The organism is Micromonospora sp. MH99, assembly GCF_021442385.1.
Classification (GTDB): Bacteria; Actinomycetota; Actinomycetes; order Mycobacteriales; family Micromonosporaceae; genus Micromonospora.
Map to the genome: position 1 here is coordinate 143,212 of NZ_MUZA01000004.1, position 23,089 is coordinate 166,300.

A 23,089-nucleotide genomic window follows, 5' to 3' on the forward strand; every position below is an offset into this window, starting at 1 on the left:
GTGCATGCCGTATGTATCCGGCCCGAGCCCGTGCGGTGCGGGGTCGGCGGGGGTCTAGGGCTGGACGTCGTTGGAAAGGTTGATCCGGATCCCCGTGTTGCGGTACCCGGCGCGACGGAAGGCGGCCGCCATAGGGCCGTTGCCCATGTCGGTGGTGGCGGTGATGTGCGCCTCCCCGTTGGTCGCGTGAAAGCGGGTGATCTCGGCGAGCACCTCGTCCACGTAGCCGCGCCCGCGGAACTCCGGCACCACCCCGAGATAGCCGACGTTCACGTTGTACGCGGTCGCGGAGGGAATCGCCATGCCCGCCACCTCGTCGTCGCGCGTGTAGGCGATCCGCCACCACTCCCGCTTGCCCGGCGCCCGCAGATAAAAGTCCATCTCCTCGCGCGCGGTCGCGTCCACCCCCTTGGCGGCCAGGTTCGCACGCGTCTGGGCGTCCAGGCTGCCCTCGGCGATTCTCCTGAACACCGCGAGGAACTCCTCGTCGGAAGCCTCGGCGAACCGCAGCCTGCCGGCCGCGGGCGGCACCCCGTCGGCGGGTGCCCACTCGAACTGCAGCCGTTCCACCTCCCGGGTGAGGCCCGCCGCGTGCGCCGCCGCCCGCCGCCACGACACGGCCGCCGAAGTGGCCGGATCGTCGCGCCAGCCACCGGCGACCTTGATCCTGTACTGCACCGGCTCCGGGAACCCGGCCAGCGCGGCCCTCATCAGCTCGGCCGCGACGGCGACACGGTCGCCCACGGCAGGATCCACGTCGAGGCAGTCGAGCGCGACCGGATGCGCGCTGCCCTTCGGCCCCCACCACAACGCCCGTCCCACGACCCGGCCGTCGTGCTCGGCGATCCACGTCCATTCCGGCCGGTACATGCCCTCGGCCAGTTCGGCCAGGTAACGGTCGGCGGGGATCCACTCAACGGGCTCGGTCACGATCCACGAGGTCACGCGGTCGAGGTCTGCGGGAGCACCAGTGCGGTAGGAGATCACGTGCAGAGGCTAGCGAAGTCCAGCACCACGACCGTACGGGCCGAGACCGCCTTGATGGTCCGGCAGCGGCTCAGCCGGTCCTGGTCGTTGCGGTAGCGCCACGGGGCTGATGACAGCCTGTCCCGATGTTGGCAGGATGATCTAGTGCGTCGGATCGAAGCGGAATGGGTACGTCGACTCCCGGATTCACAACTGGATCGTGTTCTCGCGCCACGCTCGCTGGAGCCGGTGGCCAGATACCACTTACTCGACCGAACCGTACGTGTGTTGGACGAGCAGTTGCAGCCGATCCACCAGCTTGTTTTGGACGTACCACCGGCAGCAGAGCTTCTTGCCGCAAGTCCGGACCTCGCGACAGTCGTCGTGACCGACACCCGTCGGGTCGTCATCATGGCGACGGGCCGGACAATCCCGGTCGAGATTGCGGCAGCCGATTCCGCGACGCTGCTGCCAGGCGGCCGTCTGCTGGTCACCGCGCCGACACTGGAACGGCTGGAATACAAGGGCCGCGAGTACGACGCCAAGGGCGAACATCTGGTGTTCCTGGTCGATCTGGATTCGGGACATGTCCTGGACCAAGCCGTTCTCGATGCGGTGGACGCCAGTGTGACCACCGTGCCTCATCCGCACGACGGGTCGGTGGTCCTGGATGCGGCCATGGGTCAGGACGGTGCTTCGATCTATGTCGCCCAAGTGCTGAACGACAGGATCGAGGTGGAGCTTGTCGCCGAGAACGTGGTCGCGGCGAGCTTCGCACCCTCCGGGGATCGCCTGCTGCTCATGCCGCACCCCAGCTTCGATAATGAGATATCCGTCCTGGAGTGGCCGAGCCGGCGCCCCCTTGCTCGGCTCCACGCGGACGATCTGGCGATCGACGACGTCGTCTTCACCCTGTACGGATGTTTCCTGAGCGACCACCGGATCCTCCTCGACACCTACGAACACGGGCTGTTGCTGTGCTCCGGCGAGCTCAGCCCGGTGGCGTGGATCAGCCTGAATCCGCCCCTCGACACGAGCGACGCGGAGGTGTCGACGGTGCGCGCGTCGCCAGCGGCCATGTTCGGTGTCGCAGAGGACGTGTTCGCTGCCGATCTCGGGGGTGGGTCGCCCCTCCCCTGGACCCTTTGGCGGATCCCGCCGTCACGAGGTGAGGAAGGCACCGGCCCTGACGAGGCCAGCACTACCCTGACCGGATGACGAGCATCGAGCAGCTTGAACGGGACGTGTGGCCAGCCCCCGGCCCGGACGCCACGTTCGTCGTGCGGCGCTGCACAGAGCTGCGCCGCACGCCGTTGGCTGAGTTCACGGTTGAAGATATGCGCATCATGCTCGGGCAGGAGATCGGCGTGCCGGCGCTGCTGCCTCTCGCGGTACAAGTCCTGCTCCGCGAACCCCTGGCAGAAGGTGCCTACTATCCGGGCGACCTGCTCAGCACCGTGCTGCGGCTGCCCGACTCGGCCTGGTCGAACCTGGGACCGCAACGCAGGCGATTGGCGTCGGTGCTGGCCGAACTCCTCGCCGCTCCGCCGTTCTCTGACCCCGACCTTGGACCTCGTGCCCCGTACCGAGAGATTCGTGACGCCATCCTGCGGTTCGTAGGGTGATGACAGCGGATCTCTGAGAAGGGCGATGCGGTGCACGTACGGCACTTCTTTCAAGCCCTCACTCGGTCGGCCGTGACGCCCAGAGCGCCTGCGGCTCCACATCGCTTGGCCAGTCCTTCTGGTGACTGGTCCTCGGTCAAGGGCGATGTCTGGGACCCCGTGGTTCCTTCGTCAGCTGATGCGCGACAACCTGTCCGCCAACTGATCTGCGACACCTCACCCGCACTGATCCCTATCCGTACGGTCGATGTTGGGTAGCGTTCTCGGACATGGAGTCGCGGACGGTCCATCTCGGAGACTGTGCAATGCACGTTGGCGTGACTGGCCGTGGGCCTGACGTCGTCGTCCTGACCGGTGGTCCGGGTTGTGTGCAATATCTGGAACGGGATGAGATCTCGCCGTTGGACCACCGCGCCTGGTACCCCGAGCCGCGCGGCGTCGGCCGCTCGGGGGGCGGCCCGCACACCTGCCCAACGATGCACAGGGATGACCAACCTGATTGCCCGCCCCGGTAAACGGGGGGTTTCGGGGGACGGTTCAAAACCCCATAGACAAACTAAAAGCCCTGACCAGCGTTTCCGCTGGTCAGGGCTTTTTGTCTGTCGGGACGGCCGGATTCGAACCGACGACCCCTTGACCCCCAGAGATCGGCAATGGGGTCTCGTTCGATCCGCTGCGCTGGCCGACAGTGCATAGACACCTTGTGCGGTCCCGTCAGGTCCCGTCGGTTGCTGTACTTCCCTGCTGTACTGGCCCCTGGCTCGGACGCCTACTTGAAAAGCCCGACGACACTCACGACGGTCCCGACAACGAAGCTGAGGGTGGCCATCTTGGCTTGGCCTCCTGTCCAAAGTCCTTCGCTCTTCTGACGCCAACCGAGAGACCACCACTCCCGCCCAAACTTCTGCCACTTGTGCTGGCGGAGGTGGCAGCCCAATATCAGTCCGGTCGAGTTGTTCCGGCAGAACTCGACCAGACTGCCTCGTCTACGGTTGATCGCCCCGCAAAAGACCGGAGCCGTGAAGAGAACGAAGACGAGTAGCAGGCCCAGCAGTACCAGGTAGACGGCGGGACCAAACTTCGCGCTACCGAGCGACAGAAGAAGGACTGCCAGAACGCCATAGCCCCAGTACTGCCACAGCTTCGACTTGCTACGCGACGCCATGGCCGCAAAGAGTACCGACATGGATGCGGAACGTGAAGATCTTGCCATCGTCGCCGATCCGACAGTGGCCCTGCGACCCACCGGCCTTCCATGCCGTCCGGCCAGACTTCACGTACTAATCCAGCATGGGGTATGAGGATCATCCGCAACCGGGCGAATCGCTGTCCTGGCCTGGGCGAACCTTGCCGTTGCCTGACAGTGGTTGACAGCCCTTGCCGGTCGCAGTTGTGCCGGATGTGTGCCCGATGATCTCCGGCCCCAACCACCCGGCTGCGCCCTCAGCCATCCCGTCGGCCTTCGTCCGCACCTCGTGGAGTGGGTGGGGCCTGCCCGGTCAAGGTGGAGCACCCCACCGTCTGAACGACCTTGACCGGGCAGGCCCCACCCACTCGGCTCTGCCCGGACGAAGGGTGTCGTGATGGCGCCAACCATCCCAGAGCGCCTGAGGACCCCGCCGGAGGCCCTGCGCATTCGAGCCGGGAGTACGCAGGCCGCGCCCTGTGTGTCGCAGCCCGATCCTGTGTGCCCTGGTACTAGAATCCATCGATCCACTCGCCAACAGCTTAGGTACTCGAATGACAATCCTCTCGATCTGGGAAAAAGTGGATACCAGCGTGATGGATCCACCTATTCAGGCCGCGAAGAGGGATCCGGAAGATCCTAATAAACCAAAGGTCAATTGGCGTAGGCGTTTTCGAATCGCGAACATCGCTGCTTCTGCGGCCTGGCTGCTCGCCGTCACGAAGCTTGCACTCGTCGATGTTGACAGGATGGTGCTTGAGCGGGTGGCACCATCGCTTACATTTCTTGTGGATTATCGATTCTTTGTAATTCTCGCCCTGCTAGCGACATTTATTTTAGTCGCAAAGAAGGCGTTTCTGTGGCTGGCCTACATCGCCTTCTTCCCACTCGTTGTATTCTTTTGGCACATACCCCGCCTGCTCTACATGAGGAAGAGTTGGACTCTCGCGCTTGCTGTAGTGAGTATTGGATTCAGGCTTTTCCGCAAGTTCAAGCGCAACTTTGCGATTCGCGTTGCTGAATCGATCCTCGCGCTCATCATCCTGGTATCAAATAATACTCCGTTGCTATGCGGGGCGGCGGGACTGCTGGTCGGATCCCTGGTCTACCACTATCTTGTGGCGCTCAAAGGGAGCTTTACGCCATCGATATTCTTGCGGAGTCAGAAGGAATTCATTAGCAAGCAATTTACCTCGGAACGTCTATGGACTACAGTGGGGATTGACCCTCAGCTCAAAAGCGCCGAAGTCGTAAAGTTCAATAAAGCGCAGCTTGAGAAGTTTGGTCTCTCGATCTCCTCGGGCCTACTGCTGGTAAAGCTCGTAGACTTCTACGTCGTCTTGCTCGATCGCTACCGGAGGACAAGTGCCGAACTTGCAATGGCAGTAATGTCGTTCGTTTGGCTTTTCCTGCAGTCCGCAGGAATTCTGACGCTGGCGAATTACGCTCTATGGAAAGCCCTTCCTCAGCAATTCACCGTTGCGGGCGACCCGTTCCTTTTGCACTTTGCGTACATGTCTTTGTTGTCGCTTTACGGCAATAGCATTTCGGGTATATCCCCCTCCGGCACCTGGGCGGTATTGCTCAGCACGTTCGCCGCTTTCTACGGTCCGCTTTTGCTGGTTGCGCTTCTCCTGCAAGTGATATTTGGATACAAGCACTCGAAGAACGAGGCGGTATTTAAGGAGACGGCCGCAGAGATGCGCGAGCGGAAGCGCGATATCGAGAGCCGCTTAGAATCTGACTATGAAGTTTCCCTAGAGGAGGCTCTGCAAAGGCTCGTCGATGCCCGGCTCGGGGCGGGACCGTTTATCGCGTACTTGGCGAGGCGAGTGCCAGCACCCTCAGACCCCGGCTCTACCTGACCCTTTCAGCAGTAGCCCCGGAACCGCTAACCATCGGCGGCCCGGGGCTTCTCCGTGTTCGCGCTGCCGGCGGGCTGTAACCGCCGCGCTGGCGGCCGAAGGCCAGAGGCGCGGCGGCGGGCCGTAAGGCTTGGCCCAGGTTCGGCAGCGCGAGCGGCCTGCGAAGCGGGCCGCCTTGATCTCGTACAGAAACTCCTCACACGCCTACTAGCCTCGGCCGTGTCCGGTCTCGGGACCTGCGTGACACATCGGTATCAGGACCTGCGTGACACTCCGCCGAGTGTTGGTGGAGATGAGCGTGATGGAACAGCGATACCGAGCCGTCCAGGACGTGCTTGCAGGATCCACGGTCACGGACGTCGCCGAACGATTCGGAGTTTCCCGCCAAGCGGTGCACCGCTGGCTGGCCTGGTATCAGGACGAGGGCCTGGAAGGGCTTGCCGACCGATCCAGCCGACCGCGCTCCTCGCCCGGGCAGACGCCACCGGAGGTGGAGGCGCTGATCTGTGAGCTGCGCCGGAACCATCCCCGTTGGGGTGCCCGTCGCCTCGTCTATGAGCTCGGCCGGCGCGACTGTCCCGGGCCGATCCCGTCACGGATCACGGTGCATCGGGTGCTGATCCGACACGGTCTGGTCGACCCGACACCCCGCCGCCGACGGCGGGAGGACTACCGGCGATGGGAACGGGGCAAGCCGATGGAACTGTGGCAGCTGGACATCGTTGGCGGCATCCAGCTGGCTGACGGTGGTGAGGCGAAGGTCGTCACCGGCGTCGACGATCACTCCCGGTTCTGCGTCATCGCCGCCGTCGTCCGTCGGGCCACCGGCCGGGCCGTCTGCCTCGCCTTCGCCGAAGCCCTGCCACGGTTCGGGATTCCGGAGGAGGTCCTGACCGACAACGGCAAGCAGTTCACCGCCCGGTTCGGTCGTGGCGGCGGGGAGGTGATGTTCGACCGGATCTGCCGGGAGAACGGCATCACACACCGGCTGACCAAGCCTCGTTCACCCACCACCACGGGCAAGGTCGAACGGTTCCACCAGACTCTGCAACGCGAACTCCTGGACGACGTCGAGGTCTGGTCTAGCCCGGAGGAGGCCCAGGCCGCCATCGACGTGTTCCGGCACGAATACAACACCGAACGGCCGCACCAGTCTCTGGGCATGGCCTTCCCATCGGACCGTTTCACGACCTCTCCTGCGGACGAGCAGCTGCCGCTGCGGCTTCCACCGATGCTGACCACCACCATCCCCGCTCCCCGAAAGCCGCCGCTTGTGCCGCCGTCGGCGCATGCGTCATCCGCCGACTCGGCGTCCGTCGCCGCCGCGTCGCCAAGCGGCGATGGCGGCCTGGCCGTGGAGGTCACCCGTCTCGTTCCCGCCTCGGGCAACCTCACCGTCTGCGGGCAACAGTTCTGGCTCAGCCCCACCCGAGCCGGACTACCGGTCACCCTGTGGGCCGACACCGCCGTCGTTCACCTGCTCCTCGACGGCGTCCGACTCAAGACCGTCCCGTCCCGGCTCACCCCCACCCACCTGCGCCAGCTCCTCGCCGACGACGGCCACCCAGCCGGGCCACCACCGATCACCACCGGGCCCGTCCAGGCCGGCGCCCCGATCGAGATCGAACGGCTCGTCAACGCCACCGGCCTGATCAGCCTCGCCGGCCGACAACACCCCGTCGGCTACCACTTCGCCGGCAGACGCCTCACCGTCCGACTCGACCGCGGCCTCATGCAGATCACCGCCGACGGCGTCCTGCTGCGCAGCCTGCCCAACCCCCTGACGCCAGCCGAGATCGCCGGCATCCGCGACGCCCGCCCCGCCGGACCACCACCCACCCCAGCGTCCGAACCTGTGCGAGTGGAACGCCGCGTCAGCTGCCGAGGAGCCCTCGTGATCGCCGGCCAACGCATCCACGTCGGCAACGCCCACGCCGGAGCAACCCTCACCGTCGAAGCCGCCGACACCACCTTCCGCGTCCACGACGGCGACCAACTCCTGCTCGAAGTGCCCCGCACCACCACCAAGGCCATCGCCAGGTTCAAGGTCCGCAAGCCGGAACCTCCACGGCGTGGAAGCGCCGACCGGACCACAGGAACCTGATTCGCAGGACCCGCCGTGTCAGAGGCGGTGAGTAGCTTCTATGCACACGGACCAACGCCGAGGAAGGCCGCAGATGGAACTACCGCTCAGGCGAGTCGAGCGCACCGAGACGCCGGTCATGTTCGTCGCTGCCAAAGACGGATCAGACGAGATCGGGCCAGCCTGGGACCACCTGGAGACCCTGCTCGGGTCGCTGCGCGGGCGCAAATTCCTCGGCGTGTTCGACGACTCCGGCATCTACCGCTGCTGCGTCCAGATCCGAGATGGCGACGACCCTAACCAACTCGGCCTGCAATCAGGCGTCGTGCCAGGAGGCCAATACCTGAGCGCAACCGTGCGTGGTCCCCAACCCGCCGCCTACGCCCTGCTCACCCCGACCTTCGAACAGCTGCGGCGCTCCGGAGACCGAGACGACACTCGCCCCAGCATCGAGTACTACCGCCGCCACGACCGGATCGACCTGCTCATGCCGATACGAGGCAGAGCCTGAACCGACCGACCGCCACAGCCGACCCCCTTGACCACGGCCCAACTAATGATCGTCTAGCCGGACGTGTCACCCACGTCCCGAGACTGATCTGTCACGCAAGTCCTGAGACCCGACACTACTAGCCTCGGCCCGTCAGATCTATGGCAAGAGAGAGTAGCCCTTGTGGCCTACCCTGGCTCGGTGCTCGCGACCGAGGCCCCGAAGATCACCGATTGGATGCAGGCTTGGGGAAGTATCGCCGGCCTAGTCATGTCGACAGTGGCCGTCCTCTTCACTGGCCTCCTGCTCCGCCACGAAATCCGCATCCGGAGGGAAGAGAAGGAAAGTACCGACTCTGGCCAGGCTCAACTGATCGTTGTCGGCGTCGAGCACTACAGCGGCAATGAGGAGGACGGGTGGACGGGCGTCCTCTGGTTCGTCCGAAACGAGAGCCCTGCGCCAATTTCCAACTTGATCGTTTGTCCGCAGCTTTCGGATGACCTGGACCACGAGTTGTTTGCCGGTCGGAGCGTCCTACACCGTTCCACTGAAATCGTTACTGCCGATTCGCGAGTCCAAGGCCAGTGGGTGTTTGACGATCCTAAGCCGTTTGAGGCGTGGAAAACCCGTGATCCACGACCCTTTGTGCTCGAAATCCTGTTCAGAGACGCCGCTGGCGTTACTTGGCACCGCAGGGGAAGCGATCAGCCCACCCGAAGCGCGGTTTTGCCTCAAGGTAGTTCACTGATGCAGTTGGCCGCCGAAGCATATGGGGTCCCCTATTGGATACGTCATCCAAGCCGTTGGGTCCGCCGTCATGCTGCCGTAAGGCGACGTCGGCTTGTCAAACACCTTCAGACGAAGATTGATAGGAGGTGGTGGTCCGAATAGGACTCGCACTGACTCAACCAGGACTTGGCGCCGGCGGCTTAGCTCGCAGCTGCTGCCCGCACGTCCTGGGGTGCGGAGCCCCGACTTGCCTTGGACCATCCTGGCACCAACATCGCCCCTGAGACTTCCACGCAGTGACCACTAGACCCCTCGGGGCTGCCCCGACGCCACCTCGGCGGGGGTGGCAAAGTCGACCCGACTTGGCATAATGCAGGCGTGACGACACCTGACCCAAGCGCTGAGTGGTGGACGACTTCTGACGTTGCCGCCTATCTCGGCGTCCAGATCGGAACGGTCAGCTCTTACCGGAATCGCAATCAGATGCCCGAGCCTGACCGAACTCTTGGACGCACTCACCTTTGGCGGCCGGAGACCATCACCACGTGGAACGAAGGACGACCAAGGCTCGGGATTGGCGGGAGAACTGCCGAAGCCAACCCGAGTGGCACGTTCTTGCAGGTGTCTACGGCGTTAGAATCCCGTGAAGCCGCCGAGAAGCTGGCTCGCGAGATTGTCGAGGCGAAGCTGTCAGCGGGAGCCCAGATCATCGGACCCGTGACATCGGCCTTCTGGCACCTAGGCGAATTCGGTACCGGCGAAGAATGGCAACTCCTACTCAAGACTCATTCTGACCGGTTCGAAGATCTTCAGGCGTATCTCACGGAGCATCACCCCTGGAACAATCCAGAGATTGTTGCAGTTCCGATCGTCGCGGGATCTGACTCCTATTTGTCGTGGGTACGGAAGACAGTCGAGCCAGGCAAGGAAAGCTAGCGGATCAGGATCTAGCCTTCTCTAGCAAGTCAGCCACCATCGGCACGCTGTTGTGACTTGCGAGCTGCCGCAAGATGGGTTGCAACCTTTGACGTGGACGAACGGATGCAACCCCTGTTGAGAGGCTGAGAACTCGGTCCGCGATCCCTGCTGCCGCCTCGATCTCGCCCGCCGTCAGGTACGCGTCTGCGAGCCAACAAGAATACAAGGCTTTGTCCCGAGCATGGGCGTCATCGAAGCCGCGGAGCGCATCCTCCAGGAGCGGAACGGCTCGCAGCGGCCGACGCAGCTCGGTCCAGCACCTGCCTGCCATGATCTGTAGTTCCTGCTCATCTACCCAGCTCGACCAGTCCGGCTGGGGCGTGCCTTGGTTGCTTGCCAGGGCAGCCTGGGCAGCGGTCAGCGCCTCGTCCGCTTCCCTGGCGTTCCCTGCCACCGCGTGTGCCCAGGCTCGCCGCTCATGCAACAACGCCCCGACGGTGGCCGGCACTCCCCCGTCGGCTGCCGCACATGAGGCTTCCGCGACCTCCACGGCTGCCTTCGGGTTGTTACCGATCGTCTGGTAGGCCAGGAAAGCTAGAGCGTTTCCAGCAAGAGCGGGATCCGATATCCGCGTCGACACCTTGTGACTCTCCTTGTACAGGCGTTCGGCGGCATCGTGATCACCGGCATCAAAAGCCGCCCATCCAGCCTGCTGAGCCTGCTCCGCAAGAATCGCTAAGAGCTTGCTCTCGGTAGCCGCCGAATAGCTACTGCCACGCAAGATTGCCTTAGTTGCCTTGTACTCGGCGAGATAGATACCTGACGTATCGCCGCCGCCCAGGACGTCGTCCAGGCGACGCAAACGAGCGGTTCGCCGTGCGAGCATCGCTGGCACATCGGAACCGATCCGGCCTCGTGGGACTTCCTCTAGCAATGACGGAATACCGAGAGCCGTTCCGGCACCAATAGCCGAAACACGCAGAAAGTCTCTTCTCTTCACGGCCTCATCTCCGCTCGACCTAACCGCCTCCAACGCGGAGGGCGCCTCCCAGCCTCGGGGAGATAGACCCAGCATATGGCCGGGAATCCGTAGTGCATCAGAAATAGCGGCGATTTTTTCGTATGTCGCTATACTCCCCTGCCCCCGGGCGAGAGTCCCGACTCGCTCGGGTTTTATTTCACAAGCCTCGGCGATCTTTGAATAGCTAATACCTGCCCATTTACGGGCAAGGACGAAGACTGCGCCAAAATCGTGGCGGGCAATTGCATCCTGCATATCCGCGCGTTGCAGCACGTGCGGGGGGATAGCAGTTGGTGAGACCTGAGGATGCATCAACCCTCCACGTCCTGACAGCTCATGCATTCGTACCACTCGCTCCCGACCCTACCCACCATGGGTACCCCCACGCGAGGCAAGAAACAGCCCCTCAGCCGGAGCCATGCTGATGCACATGGATCGATTGGGTCCGCTGAGGACCAGAAGGATCGATGCTTGACGTGTACTGACCCAGTCAGTACGTTGTAGTCAGTACCGAGTAGGTACTGAGTCTAGGTTCAGGGGCGTCTGCCCCCAGTCGAGAAGGAGTCAGTCATGGGACGTCTGCTGCTGGACACCTCGAAGGTGTCGTACGAGGTAGCGGTGAACCCGGTTCCGAAGCTGGACCAGACGGGTCAGCAGAAGTTCGACCGGGAGACGAAGCAGCCGATGTGGGCGGTGCAGCTCTACGCCCTGTCGGAGGGAAGCGCGGAGGTCATCAACGTGACGGTGGTCAGTTCGGTGATGCCGGCGGTGGCTGTTCGTCAGCCGGTGGTGCCGATGGACCTGGAGGCGCTGCCGTGGGTCAACGACCGGGACGGGAAGGTCCGCTCCGGTGTGGCGTTCCGGGCGTCGGCGCTGACCGCGATGGAGACCGCCGCCGTCTAGCGGCTGGTGTTCCTGTTCGGCTCCACAGAAGCGAAGAGGTGGACACGGGGTCGCCGTTGATTGGCGTCGTCTGCGACCCCGCGTCCTGTCCAACAAGGTCCCTACTAGGGAGGACTTGTCGTGTCCAAGTCTAGCCAGAGGTCCCCGTTCGGCTGGTCGAACCGTGGGGGTCAAGTCACTGTCATCGAAGCGCCGGTCGCCCGCTCGTACCGTCGTCGGGCCACCATCGCGTTCTGGGTCACCCTCGGCGTGGTCGGCCTCCTAGCCGCCACGGTGGCCTCTGAGTACATGCACCCGATCGTGGGTGGGCTGCTCGGCGTCGTCCTCGGCGCTGTCCTCGGCGCGGTGGTGTTCGCGCTGATCGTGGCGTGGCCCGTGCTGCGGGTCTTCTGGCACTGGCTGCCGGAGATCCTGCTCGGCCTGGCCGCCGTGTACGGCTGGACGACGCTGATGCAGTCGACTCCGCTGTGGGGCTCGCTGCTCGTCGTCGCCCTGGTCGTCGGCGTCCCCGCCGCCATCAAGCCGATCCGGCTGCGGGTCATGGCCTGGGTGTGGTGCCTGATCGTGCGGCACCGGCTGCGGTTGTGCTTCGCGGCGTTCATCGCCACCAACCGGCACGGCTCGCTCCCGCTGATCCTGCTCGCCAAGCCGACCCCGGCCGGCGAGCGGGTCTGGGTGTGGCTGCGCCCTGGTCTGTCTCTGCGGGATCTGGAGCAGGACGGCCAGGTGCAGAAGCTCGCCGTGGCGTGCTGGGCCAACGAGGTCCGCGTCATGCGCGCCTCCCGCAAGTACGCGGCGCTGATCCGCATCGACATCACCCGCCGCGAACCCCTGGCGCACACCATCGTGTCGCCGCTGCCGGACTACGTCCCCACCGACATCCCGGCCAACGCCCCTACCTCTCCGGGCATGCCGCCTGTCGGCCTCGACCTGCCCGACGTGCCGGACCAGCCGGCCACCGCATCGACTGATGCGCCCCGCCAGCGCAAGCCGCGCAACAACACCCCCAACACCACGGCGAGCCCGAACGGGTTCGACCCCTCCGACTACGCCTAACCGGGACGGCGCGGACCACGCACCCCTGACGGGTCAAGCGTCCGCGCCCCACCCAATCCCCCACCCGCTGTGACACGTACGTGTCAACCGACCCCGGGAGCCCTGCCATGGACCTCACGGACACCATCGAACTACCCACCCCGGCCGGTCCGGCGGACACGGTGCCGGTCGCCGGTGCCTTGTCCATCTTCGACCCGGTGTTCCTCGGCATCGACGAATTCGGCCAGCCGGCCTACCTGCCGATGATCTACCGCAACATCCTCATCGGTGGTGAACCCGGCGCGGGCAAGTCCAGCCTGTTGAACACGATCGTGGGTCACGCCGCTTTGTGCCCGGATGTGCGGCTGTGCCTGCTCGATGGCAAGCAGGTCGAGCTGGGTTTGTGGAAGGACGCCGCCGACGTGTTCGTCGGCCCCGACATGGACCACGCGATCCGCACCCTTCGCCGAGTGCAGACGGTGATGGACAACCGGTACTCGTTCCTGCTGGCCCGCCGTCGCCGGAAGATCGGCCCGAACGACGTGTTCGGTCAGATCCTGGTGGCCTGTGACGAGATCGCCTACTTCTCCGCCACCGCCGGCGACAAGAAAGATCAGGACCTGTTCGCCGCGCTGCTGCGCGACATCGTCGCCCGGGGCCGCGCCGTCGGCATCATCGTCGCCGCCGCCACGCAGCGCCCGTCCTCGGACATCATCCCGCCGTCATTGCGGGACCTGTTCGCGTGGCGGTTCGCCGGCCGCTGCACCAACGACGTGTCCTCCGACATCGTCCTCGGGCACGGCTGGTACGCCCGCGGCTTCTCCTCCAACAGCATCGACCCCAACAACCAGGGCGAGGGCTACCTCATCGCCGAAGGCGGCACCCCCAACCGCGTCAAGGCCGCCTACATGACCGACGCCGACATCATCCGCGTCGCCGACTACGCCACCTGGACCCGCCGCCGCAGCGGCCTCGCCGCCCCCGCTGACCTTCGGACAGCGGCATGAGCACCACGACCGCTACCCCGACCCGCGTCTTGGACCTCGTGCTCATCGGCGACGGCGAAGACATCGCCGCCCTGACCGCCATCGCCCGACACGCGGGCGCCCTGGTCTTCCGCTCCGCACCCGCTCCTGTCAGCGACGGCAGGCAGCGAGTGGTTCTCCGGCTCCACCTGCACCACCGATAGAAGACGGCCGACAGACCGGCCAAGGCCCTGGAAAAGCTGCCCGGTCTGCCGACCCAACCACCGCCCACGAAAGGACGTGGCCGCCATGAACCCTACCCAAAAACAGCCCACCACCACCGCCGCGCTGGCCGACCTGACTCCGGCCGACATCCTGCGCTGCGCCGCCCGCTACCTCGAAATCCGAGGCTGGACCCAGGGCAGCTACTACGACTGCACCACCGAGACCGCGTTCCCGCCGGCCTGCGTGACCGGCGCTATCGGCATGGCTGTCTACGGCGACCGCATGGCCGTCCTGCTCGGCGAAAGCCCCGAATGCGACAGCACCTTCCGGCACCTGGCCGACTACCTGTGGCGCGACGGCCGCACCCCGGAGCACAACTACTACGGCGCGCTGTGCTCCTCCGACCGGGAGATCGTCGCCGACTTCAACGACCACGCCGGTCACACCCTGGCCGATGTCCTCGACGTCTTGCGCGACGCCGCCGATGACTACGACTGGACCCACGCCACCGAGGACGACCTCGAAACCTACGCCGACGCCTGCGTATGGGCTGAGAAGAACCCCACCCGCGCTGGCTTCCTCGTCTGGCGGGCTGCCCGATGAGCACCGTCGCCGCTCTGCCGACCGGCAACGTTCACGCGGTCCTTGACCGCGCTGCCCTCTACCTGGGCCGCTACGGCTGGACTCCGACCGGCCTCTACGACGCCCACGACGCCTGCCCGGCCAAGTGCGCCTGTCACCGCACCGGCACCTACCCGGCGTCGATCCTCGGCGCGATCCGGGCCGCTGTGTTCGGCCGACCCCGCTGGTACCTGACCGGCATCACCGACGCCGACCAGCGCACCTACTCGGCGGCCGTCGAGTGGTTCAACACCTACCTCATCGCGGTCGGCCACGCCGGCCTGCACGCCCCGGTCTTCACCTGGGAGACCACCCCCGGCCGCAAACCGGCCGACGTCATCGAGGCGCTGTGCGCCGCCGCCATCGCCTACCGCAAGCACACCATCCGGAGGGCCGCCGCATGAGCACCGCCGCCCACACCCCCGACCTGACACGTACGTGTCAAAACCCCGTCTCCACCGCCGCACTCGTCGCCGCGCTGGAAGCCGCCTGGTCGGCCATCCGCGACCAGCACAGCGAAGTCCCGGCCGCCGTCCTCGTCGTCGGCTCCGGCTCCCCCACCAAACCGAACCAGGGCATGAAGTGGGGCCACTTCGCCGCCCTGCGCTGGCAAGCCGGCGAGACCCAGCTCCCCGAAATCCTCATCTCCGGTGAAGGGCTCTCCCGCGAACCGGAAGCCGTGTTCACCACGCTCCTGCACGAAGCCACCCACGCCCTCGCCGACGTGCGAGGCATCCAGGACACGTCCCGGCAGGGCCGCTGGCACAACAAGAAATTCGCCACCCTCGCCGCCGAACTCGGCCTGTCCACGACCAAGGACGACAAGCTCGGCTACTCGCCCTGCACCCTGACCGACCTCACCCGCGCCCGCTACAAGGCCACCATCACCGGCCTGACTGAGGCGCTGCGCTTCTACCGCCACCCCGAACCGACCGGGGAAGGCAAGACCCGCACGAACAACAACAACGGCGTCTCGTGCGAATGCGAGTGCCCCCGCAAGCTGCGGATCTCCACCACGGCCTTCGAAGAGGGGCCGATCGTCTGCGCGGTCTGCTCGGCGGCGTTCCTGCCCGAGGACATCGACCGCGACACCTACGAACACCCCACCTTCGCCACCGGCAGCACGCCTGCGGGCGACGACGACCAGGACCAAGACGACGCCGACGACTCGGAGGACCCGATGGTGTTCTACGACCCGACCGGCGAGCGCTACGGCCTGCCGACCTACCCGTTCAAGTTCGCCCCCGACGGGCTCCTGACCCGCCGGCAACTGCGCACCCGCAACCTGCGCCCCGGCGGCCAAGACCCCGCCGCGCAAATCATGTGGCGTCGCGGAAAGCGCGTCGCCTACCTCTTCCGCCTCGACCTCGCGATGCCCAAGCGCACCGCCACCGCCGCCCAACGTGCGGCCATCGACAAGGCGCTCACCGCCCGGCGCACCTGCCCCGACTGCGGCCAGGTCAAGCCCTACTACATCCCCCGCCGTACCGGCACCTGCCTCGACTGCGACTAGCCGAAAGGACACGACATGTTCCGCTACATGATCTCGTTCACCTACAAGGTCCCCCAGGGCGCGGGCTTCATGTCCGTTGAATGGCCGTGCAACCGGCACATCCGCTCCATGGACGACATCACCAGAATCACCAACGACCTCCGCAGCAACGGCTACATCGAAGCCGTCGTGCTCAGCTTCTCCCTCTTCGCCGACCCTGCCCCCGCCAACAAGGCGGCGTCATGACGACGCCTACGCCCAAGTCCACGCGCACCGCACGTCTCCAGGACGGCGTCCTGGTCCTCATCGTGCTGCTCGTCGGTGCCATGGCCGGTGCCGCCTCGTTCAACCACGTCCACGACTGGACCATCAGCAACAGCCCCACCGGAACCGCCGACTGGTTCGGCTGGGCCAACGCTGTCATCACCGAACTCATCCCGATCGCCGCAATGATCGTCATCATCCGCCGCCGCAAGACCAGCGGCCCGATCGGCTACCCGATGTTCCTGCTCATCGCCGCCGTCGGACTGTCCCTGACCGCACAGCTGGCCGTCGCCAAGCCGACCGTCTTCGGATGGATGGTCTCCGCGCTGCCCGCGCTGGCCTTCTTCGCCCTGTCCAAGCTCGTCTTCACCGCAACCCGGCCCAAGCCTGTCCCGGCACCCGTGCCGGCCACCTCCGCCCCGGCGTCGTCACCCGACACCACCGCCGACGCGAAGGTCAGCCCGGCAGCCGCGACCATCCCGGCCACCGCACCCATCGAAGAGATCACACCCGACGAGCCCGCGACTGAGGCGAAGGAGATCGCCCCCGCGATCGCAGCACCGAAGACCACCCCGACCGAGGACACCCCGGCCCCGGCGACCCCGCCGGCTGCACCCGCGATCCCAGCGGTCAAACCCGCTGCGGCGCTGCTGTCCGGTGCCCGGATCGTCGCCGACGCCCACGCGAAAGCCCACGGTGAACCGATCACCCCCGGCCAACTCGCTGTACGACTGCGCGTCCCCACCCAAACGGCCGCCGACATCCTGACAGCCCTCACCACCCAACCGACCATCAACGACAAGACCCACAACGGCACCGCCGTCGGAGCCACCGCGTGACCTCCTCGACGCTGCCTCTCGCGCCCGAAACCACCACGGTTTCGGGCACGGGAGCCTCCGCCGACGCAGACACCAGCTACTGGCCCTGGGCCACCCCCACCCGCACCACCCACGATCTGACCGCCGACGGGTGGGTACGCGGCCACGACCCCCGCACCGTCGCCTCCGGCCGTGCCCGCGCCCAGGACCCCGACTACCCCGAATGGCTCGGCCACGTCCGCGCCGCCGCCGCCTGCAAGCACCCGATCCGCCTCGCCGGGCAGATCCACGTCAACGACGCCGACGGCAACCGTATGGCCACCGTCGACACCGAAGACATGCCCGACGGCGCGATCTACACCCCCTGCGGCAACCGCCGCGCCACCGTCTGCCCGTCCTGCGCCGAGCTGTACCGCCGCGATACCTACCACCTCATCAAGGCCGGCCTGCAAGGCGACCGATGGGGACTGCCGCCGCTCAACGAGCACATCGCGATCTTCCTGACCGCGACCGCCCCATCGTTCGGGCCGGTGCACCACCGGGTCGTGAAAGTCCACGCTGCGGACTGCTGCAAGAAGGACGGCTGCACCTGCCGGGCCTCGGTCTGCCACCCCTTCGGTCGGACCTGCCTCCACGGTGTCGAGCTGCGCTGCGGGCAACGCCACAAGGCCGCCGACACCCAGCTCGGGCAGCCGCTGTGCCTGGACTGCTACGACCACACCGGCCAGGTCGTGTGGAACCACGAAGCACCCGAGTTGTGGCGCCGCACCATCCAACAGGCCGACCGGGAGCTACGCCGCCTCGGCCGCGCCCACGGTGTGGACCTGCGCCGCCGCTACATCAAGGTCTACGAGTTCCAGGTACGCGGCGTCATCCACTACCACGCCCTCATCCGCCTCGACGGCTACAACCCCGACTGCCCTGAGGCGATCGTGCCCCCGCCGGCCGTCATCACCCGGCAGATGTTCGCCGACGCCGTGGAAGCCGCCTTCCTCAAGACGGCCTACACCTCGGCCCCACACCCCGCCAACGGCGGGCAGGGCTGGCACATCGCGTGGGGCGACAAGGGCCTGGACCTCAAGCACGTCAACGCCCCCGGCCACGAGGTCAACCTCGCTCAGATCACCGGATACATCGCCAAGTACGTCACCAAGAGCACCGAGGTAACCGGACTGAGCCTGCGCCGCGTCGACGACCTCTCCGTCGACATCCACGGCGACCCCAGCACGCACCTCGGGCGGCTCATCCGGGCGTGCTGGGATCTCGGAGAGCACCCCGCCTACGCCCGCCTTCGGCGCTGGGCGCACCAGTTCGGCTATGGCGGGCACATCGCCACCAAGAGTCGCGCCTTCTCCGTCACCCTCGGCTTCCTCCGGTTGCAGCGCACCATCTGGCGGCGCACCGAAGGCCACCCCCACACCTGGGACGACGAACAGACCGAGCGCGTCATCTACGAACTCGGCTACCAAGCCACCGGCTGGATCACCACCGGCGACGCCCTACTCGCCAACACCGCCGCCGCCATGGCCCGCGCACAACACCTCGCCGGCATCGACGCCCTGGCCGACGAACAGCCCACCCACCGCGCCACCGCCCGACCCCTGGCCGCTTGACACGTACGTGTCAACGCCCGTGAAGCCGTTCCTTGACAACTCCACAGCGCACGCAACACCCCACCCGACACCGGAAGGAAAGCCATGCCCACACGCTCCCGCCCCCTGGTCGCCGTCCGACTCATCGGCCCGACCGCCACCGTCACTGCCCACGCCGCGACCATCGCGGCTCAACTCACCGCCCACTACGGCCGCGAACGGGTCACCTGCCGCACCAGCACCCGATCCGCCGGCTACAGCGGCGAAAGCCGCACCTACATCACCATCACCCCGAAGGAGGCACCACATGGATAGGAGCCAGGTCCCGATCGTTCCGAAGTGGCATTCCCCGGCCGAGGTCGCCGCGATCCTCGGCTTCGGCCTGTCCAAGGTGAAGATGAAGATTGCCACCGGGGAGCTGCGCTCGGTCAAGGACGGCAAGTATCGCCGCATCCTGCCGGAGTGGATCGATGAATACGTCCGCACTCAGATCGAGCGCCAGGACGCGGCCTGATGGCCGGCAAACGTGCCAACGGTGAGGGCTCCATTTTCCCGTACCGCAACGGGTTCGCCGCCTACGTCTGGGTCACCAAGCCCGACGGCAAACGGGACCGCAAGTACGTCTACGGAAAGACCCGCGACGAGGTCCACGACAAGTGGGTGAGGCTGCACCAGCAAGCCAAGGCCGGCCCGGTCGCCACCAACGTCCCCACTGTGGCGAGCTATATGGCGTACTGGCTCGCAGAGGTCGTGGAGCCGAACCTCGCTCCGCTGACCTACGCCACGTACGAAACGCTGAGCCGGCTCTACATCGTGCCCGGTATCGGTGCCAAGCGACTCGACGGGCGGCTGTCGGTACGAGACGTTCAGACCTGGCTCAACAAGGTCGCGAAGACCTGCCAGTGCTGCGCGCAGGAGAAAGACGAACGCCGGCCACCGAAGAACCGCAAGTGCTGCGCGGTCGGCCGATGTTGCCAAGACCTCCCCGCGGCTCGCACCGTCAAGGGAATCCGCGCCGTCCTCCGCTCGGCGCTCTCCCAAGCCGAAGTGGAGGAACTGGTCGCGAAGAATGTCGCGGCCCTGGTGAAGCTCCCACCGATCCGCAGCCGCAAGGGCAAGTCGTGGAGCAGTGAGGAAGCTCGGGCGTTCCTGGAAGCCTCCCGCGACGACGACGATTACCTCTACGCCGCCTACGTCCTGGTCCTCGTGCTCGGCTTACGCAAGGGCGAAGTCCTCGGCCTCACCTGGGAGCACATCAACTGGGACGGCTGGCAGAAGCCGTGCACCACCCACGGCGAGAAGTTCTGCGAGCACTGCCGCGACAACCATGACATCAGTCTCGTCATCGACAAGCAGCTCCAACGGGTACGCGGCCGACTGCTGCACCGGACCACCAAGACCGAAGAGTCCGACGCTCCCCTACCGCTACCGGCCATCTGCGTCGCCGCACTGCGGCACCGCTACCAACAACAGCAGGCCACAAGACAGAAAGCCGGCGACGCCTGGCACGACACCGGCATGATCTTCACGACCCGCTACGGACTGCCGGTCGAACCCCGCAACTTCAACCGCTCCTACGACAGCCGCATCGCCCGCGCCGGCATCCCAAAGATCACCGTTCACGACGCCCGACGCACCTGCGGTTCGCTGCTGGTCGACCTGGACGTGCACCCCCGGGTCGCGATGGCGATCCTGCGGCACGCGGACTTCTCGATCACGATGGAGATCTACAGCCAGGTCTCATCCAAGACGACCCGGGAAGCCCTGCGGAGGCTCGGGGAAAGCCTCGATCAATGAGCCGTTGCTGTACTTCGCTGCTGTACAAGATCAGAAATGGCCATCCGGAAGATTCCGAATGGCCTCTGATCTGCGTCGGGACGGCCGGATTCGAACCGACGACCCCTTGACCCCCAGTCAAGTGCGCTACCAAGCTGCGCCACGTCCCGCCCCCGCAAGGCTTCCCCTGCGACAGCCGGTACAGCTTAGCGCAGCACCTGCCGGTCCTGCGCACAGGCCCCACCCCGGTCGTGCGGGCCGCGAACCACCGCACACCGCCTAGAGCGTCCTAGGAGGGTGGGGTAGAGAAATGCCGGATGATCTTTAGGGACCATCCGGCATTTCTGGGGTGTGCAGGGTCAGCCGTGCGCCTTGCCTCGGCCGCCGGGGCCGAGCTTCTTGCGCGGGCGTACGGAGATCTCGATGGGGCTGCCCTCGTACCCGAACTCCTCGCGGAGCTTGCGCTCGACGAAGCGCTGGTATCCGGCGTCCAGCGGGCCGGTGGTGAAGAGCACGAACCGCGGCGGCGCCACCCCGGCCTGGGTGGCGAACAGGATGCGTGGCGCGCGTCCGCCGCGCACCGGGTGCGGGGTGGCCTGCACCAGCGCGGTGAGCCACTGGTTGAGGTGCGCGGTCGGCACCCGGGTCTCCCAGCTGGCGAGGGCCTTGTTCAGGGCCGGGGCCAGCTTGTCCACCGCGCGGCCGGTCATCGCGGACAGGTTCAGCCGGATCGCCCAGGGGATGCGCCGCAACTCCCGGTCGATCTCCTTGTCCAGGTAGTACCGGCGGTCGGCGTCGACCAGGTCCCACTTGTTGAACGCGATGACGAGCGCCCGGCCCGCCTCGGTCACCATCGTCAGGATCCGCTGGTCCTGCTCGCTGATCGGCTCGCTGGCGTCCAGCAGCACCACGGCGACCTCGGCGGCCTCGATGGCGCCGGCGGTACGCAGGCTGGCGTAGTACTCGGTGCCGCTGGCCTTGCCGACCCGCTTGCGCAGACCGGCCGTGTCGACCAGCTGCCAGGTCTGACCGCCGATGTCGACCAGGCTGTCCACCGGGTCCACTGTGGTGCCGGCGACCGAGTCGACGACCGCCCGCTCCTCGCCGGAGAACCTGTTGAGCAGGCTGGACTTGCCCACGTTCGGCCGGCCGACGAGCGCCACCCGGCGCGGCCCGCGCGGCCGGTTCTCCACGATCTCCGGGGCTTCCGGCAGCGCGGCGAGGATGGCGTCCAACAGGTCACCGGAGCCGCGTCCGTGCAACGCGGACACCGGGAACGGCTCGCCGAGGCCGAGCGACCACAACGAGGTGGCTTCCATCTCGATGGCCGTGTTGTCGGCCTTGTTCGCCACCAGGATGACCGGCTTGGCGCTGCGCCGCAGCATCTTCACCGCGGCCTCGTCCACGTCCGTGGAGCCCACCATCGCGTCGACCACGAAGAGGACCACGTCGGCGGTGACCACGGCCGTCTCGGCCTGCGCCGCGATGGCCGCGGCCCGGTCCTTCGCGTCCGGTTCCCAACCGCCGGTGTCCACCACGGTGAACGACCGACCGTTCCACTGCGCGTCGTACGGCACCCGGTCCCGGGTCACGCCGGGGATGTCCTCGACGACCGCCTGCCGACGGCCGATGATCCGGTTGACCAGGGTGGACTTTCCCACGTTGGGACGACCCACCACGGCCACCACCGGCTGCGGGCCGGTCGGCTCCTCGACGGCGACGTCGGGTTCGCGCAACTCCACCCATCCACCTGGATCGCTCATGCCACGCCCCGCTCGGTGAGCAGGTCACGCAGCCGGACGACGACCTCGTCGATGCCCAGCTCGGTCGTGTCCAGCACGACGGCGTCCGGCGCCTGGGCCAACGGGTTGACCTTGCGGGTCGAGTCGAGCCGGTCACGGCGGGCCAGGTCGGCGGCGGTGGCCGCCACGTCGGCGGCGTCCTCGGCGCTGCGCCGGGCGGCACGGGCCGCCTCGGAGGCGGTGAGGAAGACCTTCAGGTCGGCGTCCGGCGCCACGACCGAGCCGATGTCGCGGCCCTCGACCACCATCCGGCCGGCGTTGGCGATCATCTCGCGTTGGCGGGCGACCAGCAGCTCACGGACTGCCGGCACCGCGGCGACGGCGGAGACCGCCCCGGTCACCTCGGCACCGCGGATGTCCGCGTCCACACCGACGCCGTCGACTGTCACGGCGTACCCCTGGGGGTGGGTGCCGATGCGCAGGTTGACCTCGCCGGCGACCTTGGCCACCGACGCGGTGTCGGTGAGGTCCACGCCGGAGCGCAGCACGGCCCACGTGATCGCCCGGTACATCGCCCCGGTGTCCAGGTAGCGCGCGCCGATGCCGGCGGCGAGCCGCCGCGACACGGTGGACTTACCCGAACCGGACGGCCCGTCCACAGCGACCACACATCGCCCGGCCCGTACGTTTTCCTCCACCGTGTCCTCCTCAGCCCGTACCTCGCGGATCGCCCGGTGCTCTGGCGCCGCAAGCGGTTGTCAATCGTCATCAAT

Annotated in this window: 25 protein-coding genes and 1 tRNA gene; 20 read left to right on the forward strand and 6 right to left on the reverse strand. The window is 66.4% G+C overall.

The window, feature by feature from the left end:
- Positions 1 to 54 precede the first annotated feature (54 nt).
- A complete protein-coding gene (locus B0E54_RS03765) occupies positions 55 to 930 on the reverse strand; it encodes a GNAT family N-acetyltransferase (protein WP_234581837.1) in 876 nt (291 codons plus the stop codon).
- 324 nt (positions 931 to 1,254) lie between these two features.
- Between B0E54_RS03765 and B0E54_RS03770 the strand changes: the two genes are divergently transcribed.
- Both B0E54_RS03770 and B0E54_RS03775 read left to right on the forward strand, forming a co-directional pair.
- On the forward strand, positions 1,255 to 2,184 hold the full coding sequence (locus B0E54_RS03770) for a hypothetical protein (protein ID WP_234581838.1): 930 nt from the start codon (positions 1,255 to 1,257) through the stop codon (positions 2,182 to 2,184).
- Entirely contained in the window at positions 2,181 to 2,591 is a 411-nt protein-coding gene (locus tag B0E54_RS03775) for a contact-dependent growth inhibition system immunity protein (protein WP_234581839.1), read from the forward strand. The genes B0E54_RS03770 and B0E54_RS03775 overlap by 4 nt, the downstream gene beginning before the upstream one ends.
- 769 nt (positions 2,592 to 3,360) lie before the next feature.
- On the opposite strand, the gene B0E54_RS03780 is transcribed toward B0E54_RS03775, so the two are convergent.
- On the reverse strand, positions 3,361 to 3,756 hold the full coding sequence (locus B0E54_RS03780; RefSeq protein ID WP_308195332.1) for a hypothetical protein: 396 nt from the start codon (positions 3,754 to 3,756) through the stop codon (positions 3,361 to 3,363).
- A 575-nt stretch (positions 3,757 to 4,331) separates the two neighbouring features.
- Between B0E54_RS03780 and B0E54_RS03785 the strand changes: the two genes are divergently transcribed.
- From B0E54_RS03785 to cutA, 5 genes are all read left to right on the forward strand, one after another.
- The gene (locus tag B0E54_RS03785; RefSeq protein ID WP_234581841.1) at positions 4,332 to 5,642 is read left to right on the forward strand and encodes a hypothetical protein; all 1,311 of its coding nucleotides are present in this window, start codon (positions 4,332 to 4,334) and stop codon (positions 5,640 to 5,642) included.
- 292 nt (positions 5,643 to 5,934) lie between these two features.
- Complete coding sequence (locus B0E54_RS03790; RefSeq protein ID WP_234581867.1) at positions 5,935 to 7,746, forward strand: IS481 family transposase; 1,812 nt, start codon at positions 5,935 to 5,937, stop codon at positions 7,744 to 7,746.
- Positions 7,747 to 7,819: 73 nt separating this feature from the next.
- Entirely contained in the window at positions 7,820 to 8,236 is a 417-nt protein-coding gene (locus B0E54_RS03795; protein WP_234581842.1) for a GyrI-like domain-containing protein, read from the forward strand.
- A 180-nt stretch (positions 8,237 to 8,416) separates the two neighbouring features.
- The gene (locus B0E54_RS03800) at positions 8,417 to 9,106 is read left to right on the forward strand and encodes a hypothetical protein (protein WP_234581843.1); all 690 of its coding nucleotides are present in this window, start codon (positions 8,417 to 8,419) and stop codon (positions 9,104 to 9,106) included.
- Between the two features lie 411 nt (positions 9,107 to 9,517).
- Positions 9,518 to 9,880 carry a divalent-cation tolerance protein CutA gene (gene cutA, locus B0E54_RS03805; protein WP_234581868.1) on the forward strand — a complete coding sequence of 121 codons (363 nt, stop codon included), beginning with the start codon at positions 9,518 to 9,520 and terminating at the stop codon, positions 9,878 to 9,880.
- A gap of 4 nt (positions 9,881 to 9,884) precedes the next feature.
- Here cutA and B0E54_RS03810 read toward each other — a convergent pair whose 3' ends face one another.
- On the reverse strand, positions 9,885 to 11,156 hold the full coding sequence (locus tag B0E54_RS03810; RefSeq protein WP_234581844.1) for an XRE family transcriptional regulator: 1,272 nt from the start codon (positions 11,154 to 11,156) through the stop codon (positions 9,885 to 9,887).
- A gap of 297 nt (positions 11,157 to 11,453) precedes the next feature.
- Between B0E54_RS03810 and B0E54_RS03815 the strand changes: the two genes are divergently transcribed.
- The 13 genes from B0E54_RS03815 (at position 11,454) to B0E54_RS03875 (ending at position 20,595) form a co-directional block, all read left to right on the forward strand.
- A complete protein-coding gene (locus B0E54_RS03815; RefSeq protein ID WP_234581845.1) occupies positions 11,454 to 11,786 on the forward strand; it encodes a hypothetical protein in 333 nt (110 codons plus the stop codon).
- Positions 11,787 to 11,906: 120 nt separating this feature from the next.
- On the forward strand, positions 11,907 to 12,842 hold the full coding sequence (locus B0E54_RS03820; protein WP_234581846.1) for a hypothetical protein: 936 nt from the start codon (positions 11,907 to 11,909) through the stop codon (positions 12,840 to 12,842).
- A 107-nt stretch (positions 12,843 to 12,949) separates the two neighbouring features.
- Positions 12,950 to 13,828 carry an FtsK/SpoIIIE domain-containing protein gene (locus tag B0E54_RS03825; RefSeq protein WP_234581847.1) on the forward strand — a complete coding sequence of 293 codons (879 nt, stop codon included), beginning with the start codon at positions 12,950 to 12,952 and terminating at the stop codon, positions 13,826 to 13,828.
- On the forward strand, positions 13,825 to 14,010 hold the full coding sequence (locus B0E54_RS03830) for a hypothetical protein (protein WP_234581848.1): 186 nt from the start codon (positions 13,825 to 13,827) through the stop codon (positions 14,008 to 14,010). Before B0E54_RS03825 ends, B0E54_RS03830 begins: the two co-directional genes overlap by 4 nt.
- Positions 14,011 to 14,095: 85 nt before the next feature.
- On the forward strand, positions 14,096 to 14,614 hold the full coding sequence (locus B0E54_RS03835) for a hypothetical protein (protein ID WP_234581869.1): 519 nt from the start codon (positions 14,096 to 14,098) through the stop codon (positions 14,612 to 14,614).
- Positions 14,611 to 15,036, forward strand: coding sequence for a hypothetical protein (locus B0E54_RS03840; protein ID WP_234581849.1), 426 nt, complete (start codon positions 14,611 to 14,613; stop codon positions 15,034 to 15,036). The genes B0E54_RS03835 and B0E54_RS03840 overlap by 4 nt, the downstream gene beginning before the upstream one ends.
- Positions 15,037 to 15,812: 776 nt before the next feature.
- Complete coding sequence (locus tag B0E54_RS03845) at positions 15,813 to 16,145, forward strand: RRQRL motif-containing zinc-binding protein (protein WP_234581870.1); 333 nt, start codon at positions 15,813 to 15,815, stop codon at positions 16,143 to 16,145.
- Between the two features lie 15 nt (positions 16,146 to 16,160).
- Positions 16,161 to 16,370, forward strand: a complete 210-nt coding sequence (locus tag B0E54_RS03850) for a hypothetical protein (protein WP_234581850.1) — start codon at positions 16,161 to 16,163, stop codon at positions 16,368 to 16,370.
- A complete protein-coding gene (locus B0E54_RS03855) occupies positions 16,367 to 17,227 on the forward strand; it encodes a hypothetical protein (protein ID WP_234581851.1) in 861 nt (286 codons plus the stop codon). The genes B0E54_RS03850 and B0E54_RS03855 overlap by 4 nt, the downstream gene beginning before the upstream one ends.
- Positions 17,224 to 18,819 carry a replication initiator gene (locus B0E54_RS03860; RefSeq protein ID WP_234581852.1) on the forward strand — a complete coding sequence of 532 codons (1,596 nt, stop codon included), beginning with the start codon at positions 17,224 to 17,226 and terminating at the stop codon, positions 18,817 to 18,819. The genes B0E54_RS03855 and B0E54_RS03860 overlap by 4 nt, the downstream gene beginning before the upstream one ends.
- Before the next feature lie 84 nt (positions 18,820 to 18,903).
- The gene (locus tag B0E54_RS03865) at positions 18,904 to 19,113 is read left to right on the forward strand and encodes a hypothetical protein (protein WP_234581853.1); all 210 of its coding nucleotides are present in this window, start codon (positions 18,904 to 18,906) and stop codon (positions 19,111 to 19,113) included.
- Entirely contained in the window at positions 19,106 to 19,312 is a 207-nt protein-coding gene (locus B0E54_RS03870; protein WP_234581854.1) for an excisionase family DNA-binding protein, read from the forward strand. The genes B0E54_RS03865 and B0E54_RS03870 overlap by 8 nt, the downstream gene beginning before the upstream one ends.
- Positions 19,312 to 20,595, forward strand: a complete 1,284-nt coding sequence (locus tag B0E54_RS03875; RefSeq protein ID WP_234581855.1) for a site-specific integrase — start codon at positions 19,312 to 19,314, stop codon at positions 20,593 to 20,595. The genes B0E54_RS03870 and B0E54_RS03875 overlap by 1 nt, the downstream gene beginning before the upstream one ends.
- Before the next feature lie 75 nt (positions 20,596 to 20,670).
- On the opposite strand, the gene B0E54_RS03880 is transcribed toward B0E54_RS03875, so the two are convergent.
- The 3 genes from B0E54_RS03880 to cmk all read right to left on the reverse strand — a co-directional run bounded on the left by B0E54_RS03880 (position 20,671) and on the right by cmk (position 23,014).
- Positions 20,671 to 20,744, reverse strand: a tRNA-Pro gene (locus tag B0E54_RS03880).
- Positions 20,745 to 20,933: 189 nt separating this feature from the next.
- A complete protein-coding gene (gene der, locus B0E54_RS03885; protein WP_234581856.1) occupies positions 20,934 to 22,337 on the reverse strand; it encodes a ribosome biogenesis GTPase Der in 1,404 nt (467 codons plus the stop codon).
- A complete protein-coding gene (gene cmk, locus B0E54_RS03890) occupies positions 22,334 to 23,014 on the reverse strand; it encodes a (d)CMP kinase (protein ID WP_234581857.1) in 681 nt (226 codons plus the stop codon). The genes der and cmk overlap by 4 nt, the downstream gene beginning before the upstream one ends.
- Positions 23,015 to 23,089 lie beyond the last annotated feature (75 nt).

Coding starts and splice junctions, on each gene's coding strand:
- B0E54_RS03795 (WP_234581842.1), top strand. CDS start 7,820: ATGGAACTACCGCTCAGGCGAGTCGAGCGCACCGAGACGCCGGTCATG.
- B0E54_RS03875 (WP_234581855.1), top strand. CDS start 19,312: ATGGCCGGCAAACGTGCCAACGGTGAGGGCTCCATTTTCCCGTACCGC.
- B0E54_RS03780 (WP_308195332.1), bottom strand. CDS start 3,756: ATGGCGTCGCGTAGCAAGTCGAAGCTGTGGCAGTACTGGGGCTATGGC.
- B0E54_RS03830 (WP_234581848.1), top strand. CDS start 13,825: ATGAGCACCACGACCGCTACCCCGACCCGCGTCTTGGACCTCGTGCTC.
- B0E54_RS03865 (WP_234581853.1), top strand. CDS start 18,904: ATGCCCACACGCTCCCGCCCCCTGGTCGCCGTCCGACTCATCGGCCCG.
- B0E54_RS03775 (WP_234581839.1), top strand. CDS start 2,181: ATGACGAGCATCGAGCAGCTTGAACGGGACGTGTGGCCAGCCCCCGGC.
- B0E54_RS03835 (WP_234581869.1), top strand. CDS start 14,096: ATGAACCCTACCCAAAAACAGCCCACCACCACCGCCGCGCTGGCCGAC.
- B0E54_RS03855 (WP_234581851.1), top strand. CDS start 16,367: ATGACGACGCCTACGCCCAAGTCCACGCGCACCGCACGTCTCCAGGAC.
- B0E54_RS03840 (WP_234581849.1), top strand. CDS start 14,611: ATGAGCACCGTCGCCGCTCTGCCGACCGGCAACGTTCACGCGGTCCTT.
- B0E54_RS03790 (WP_234581867.1), top strand. CDS start 5,935: ATGAGCGTGATGGAACAGCGATACCGAGCCGTCCAGGACGTGCTTGCA.
- B0E54_RS03825 (WP_234581847.1), top strand. CDS start 12,950: ATGGACCTCACGGACACCATCGAACTACCCACCCCGGCCGGTCCGGCG.
- B0E54_RS03845 (WP_234581870.1), top strand. CDS start 15,813: ATGGTGTTCTACGACCCGACCGGCGAGCGCTACGGCCTGCCGACCTAC.
- B0E54_RS03850 (WP_234581850.1), top strand. CDS start 16,161: ATGTTCCGCTACATGATCTCGTTCACCTACAAGGTCCCCCAGGGCGCG.
- B0E54_RS03815 (WP_234581845.1), top strand. CDS start 11,454: ATGGGACGTCTGCTGCTGGACACCTCGAAGGTGTCGTACGAGGTAGCG.
- der (WP_234581856.1), bottom strand. CDS start 22,337: ATGAGCGATCCAGGTGGATGGGTGGAGTTGCGCGAACCCGACGTCGCC.
- B0E54_RS03785 (WP_234581841.1), top strand. CDS start 4,332: ATGACAATCCTCTCGATCTGGGAAAAAGTGGATACCAGCGTGATGGAT.
- B0E54_RS03870 (WP_234581854.1), top strand. CDS start 19,106: ATGGATAGGAGCCAGGTCCCGATCGTTCCGAAGTGGCATTCCCCGGCC.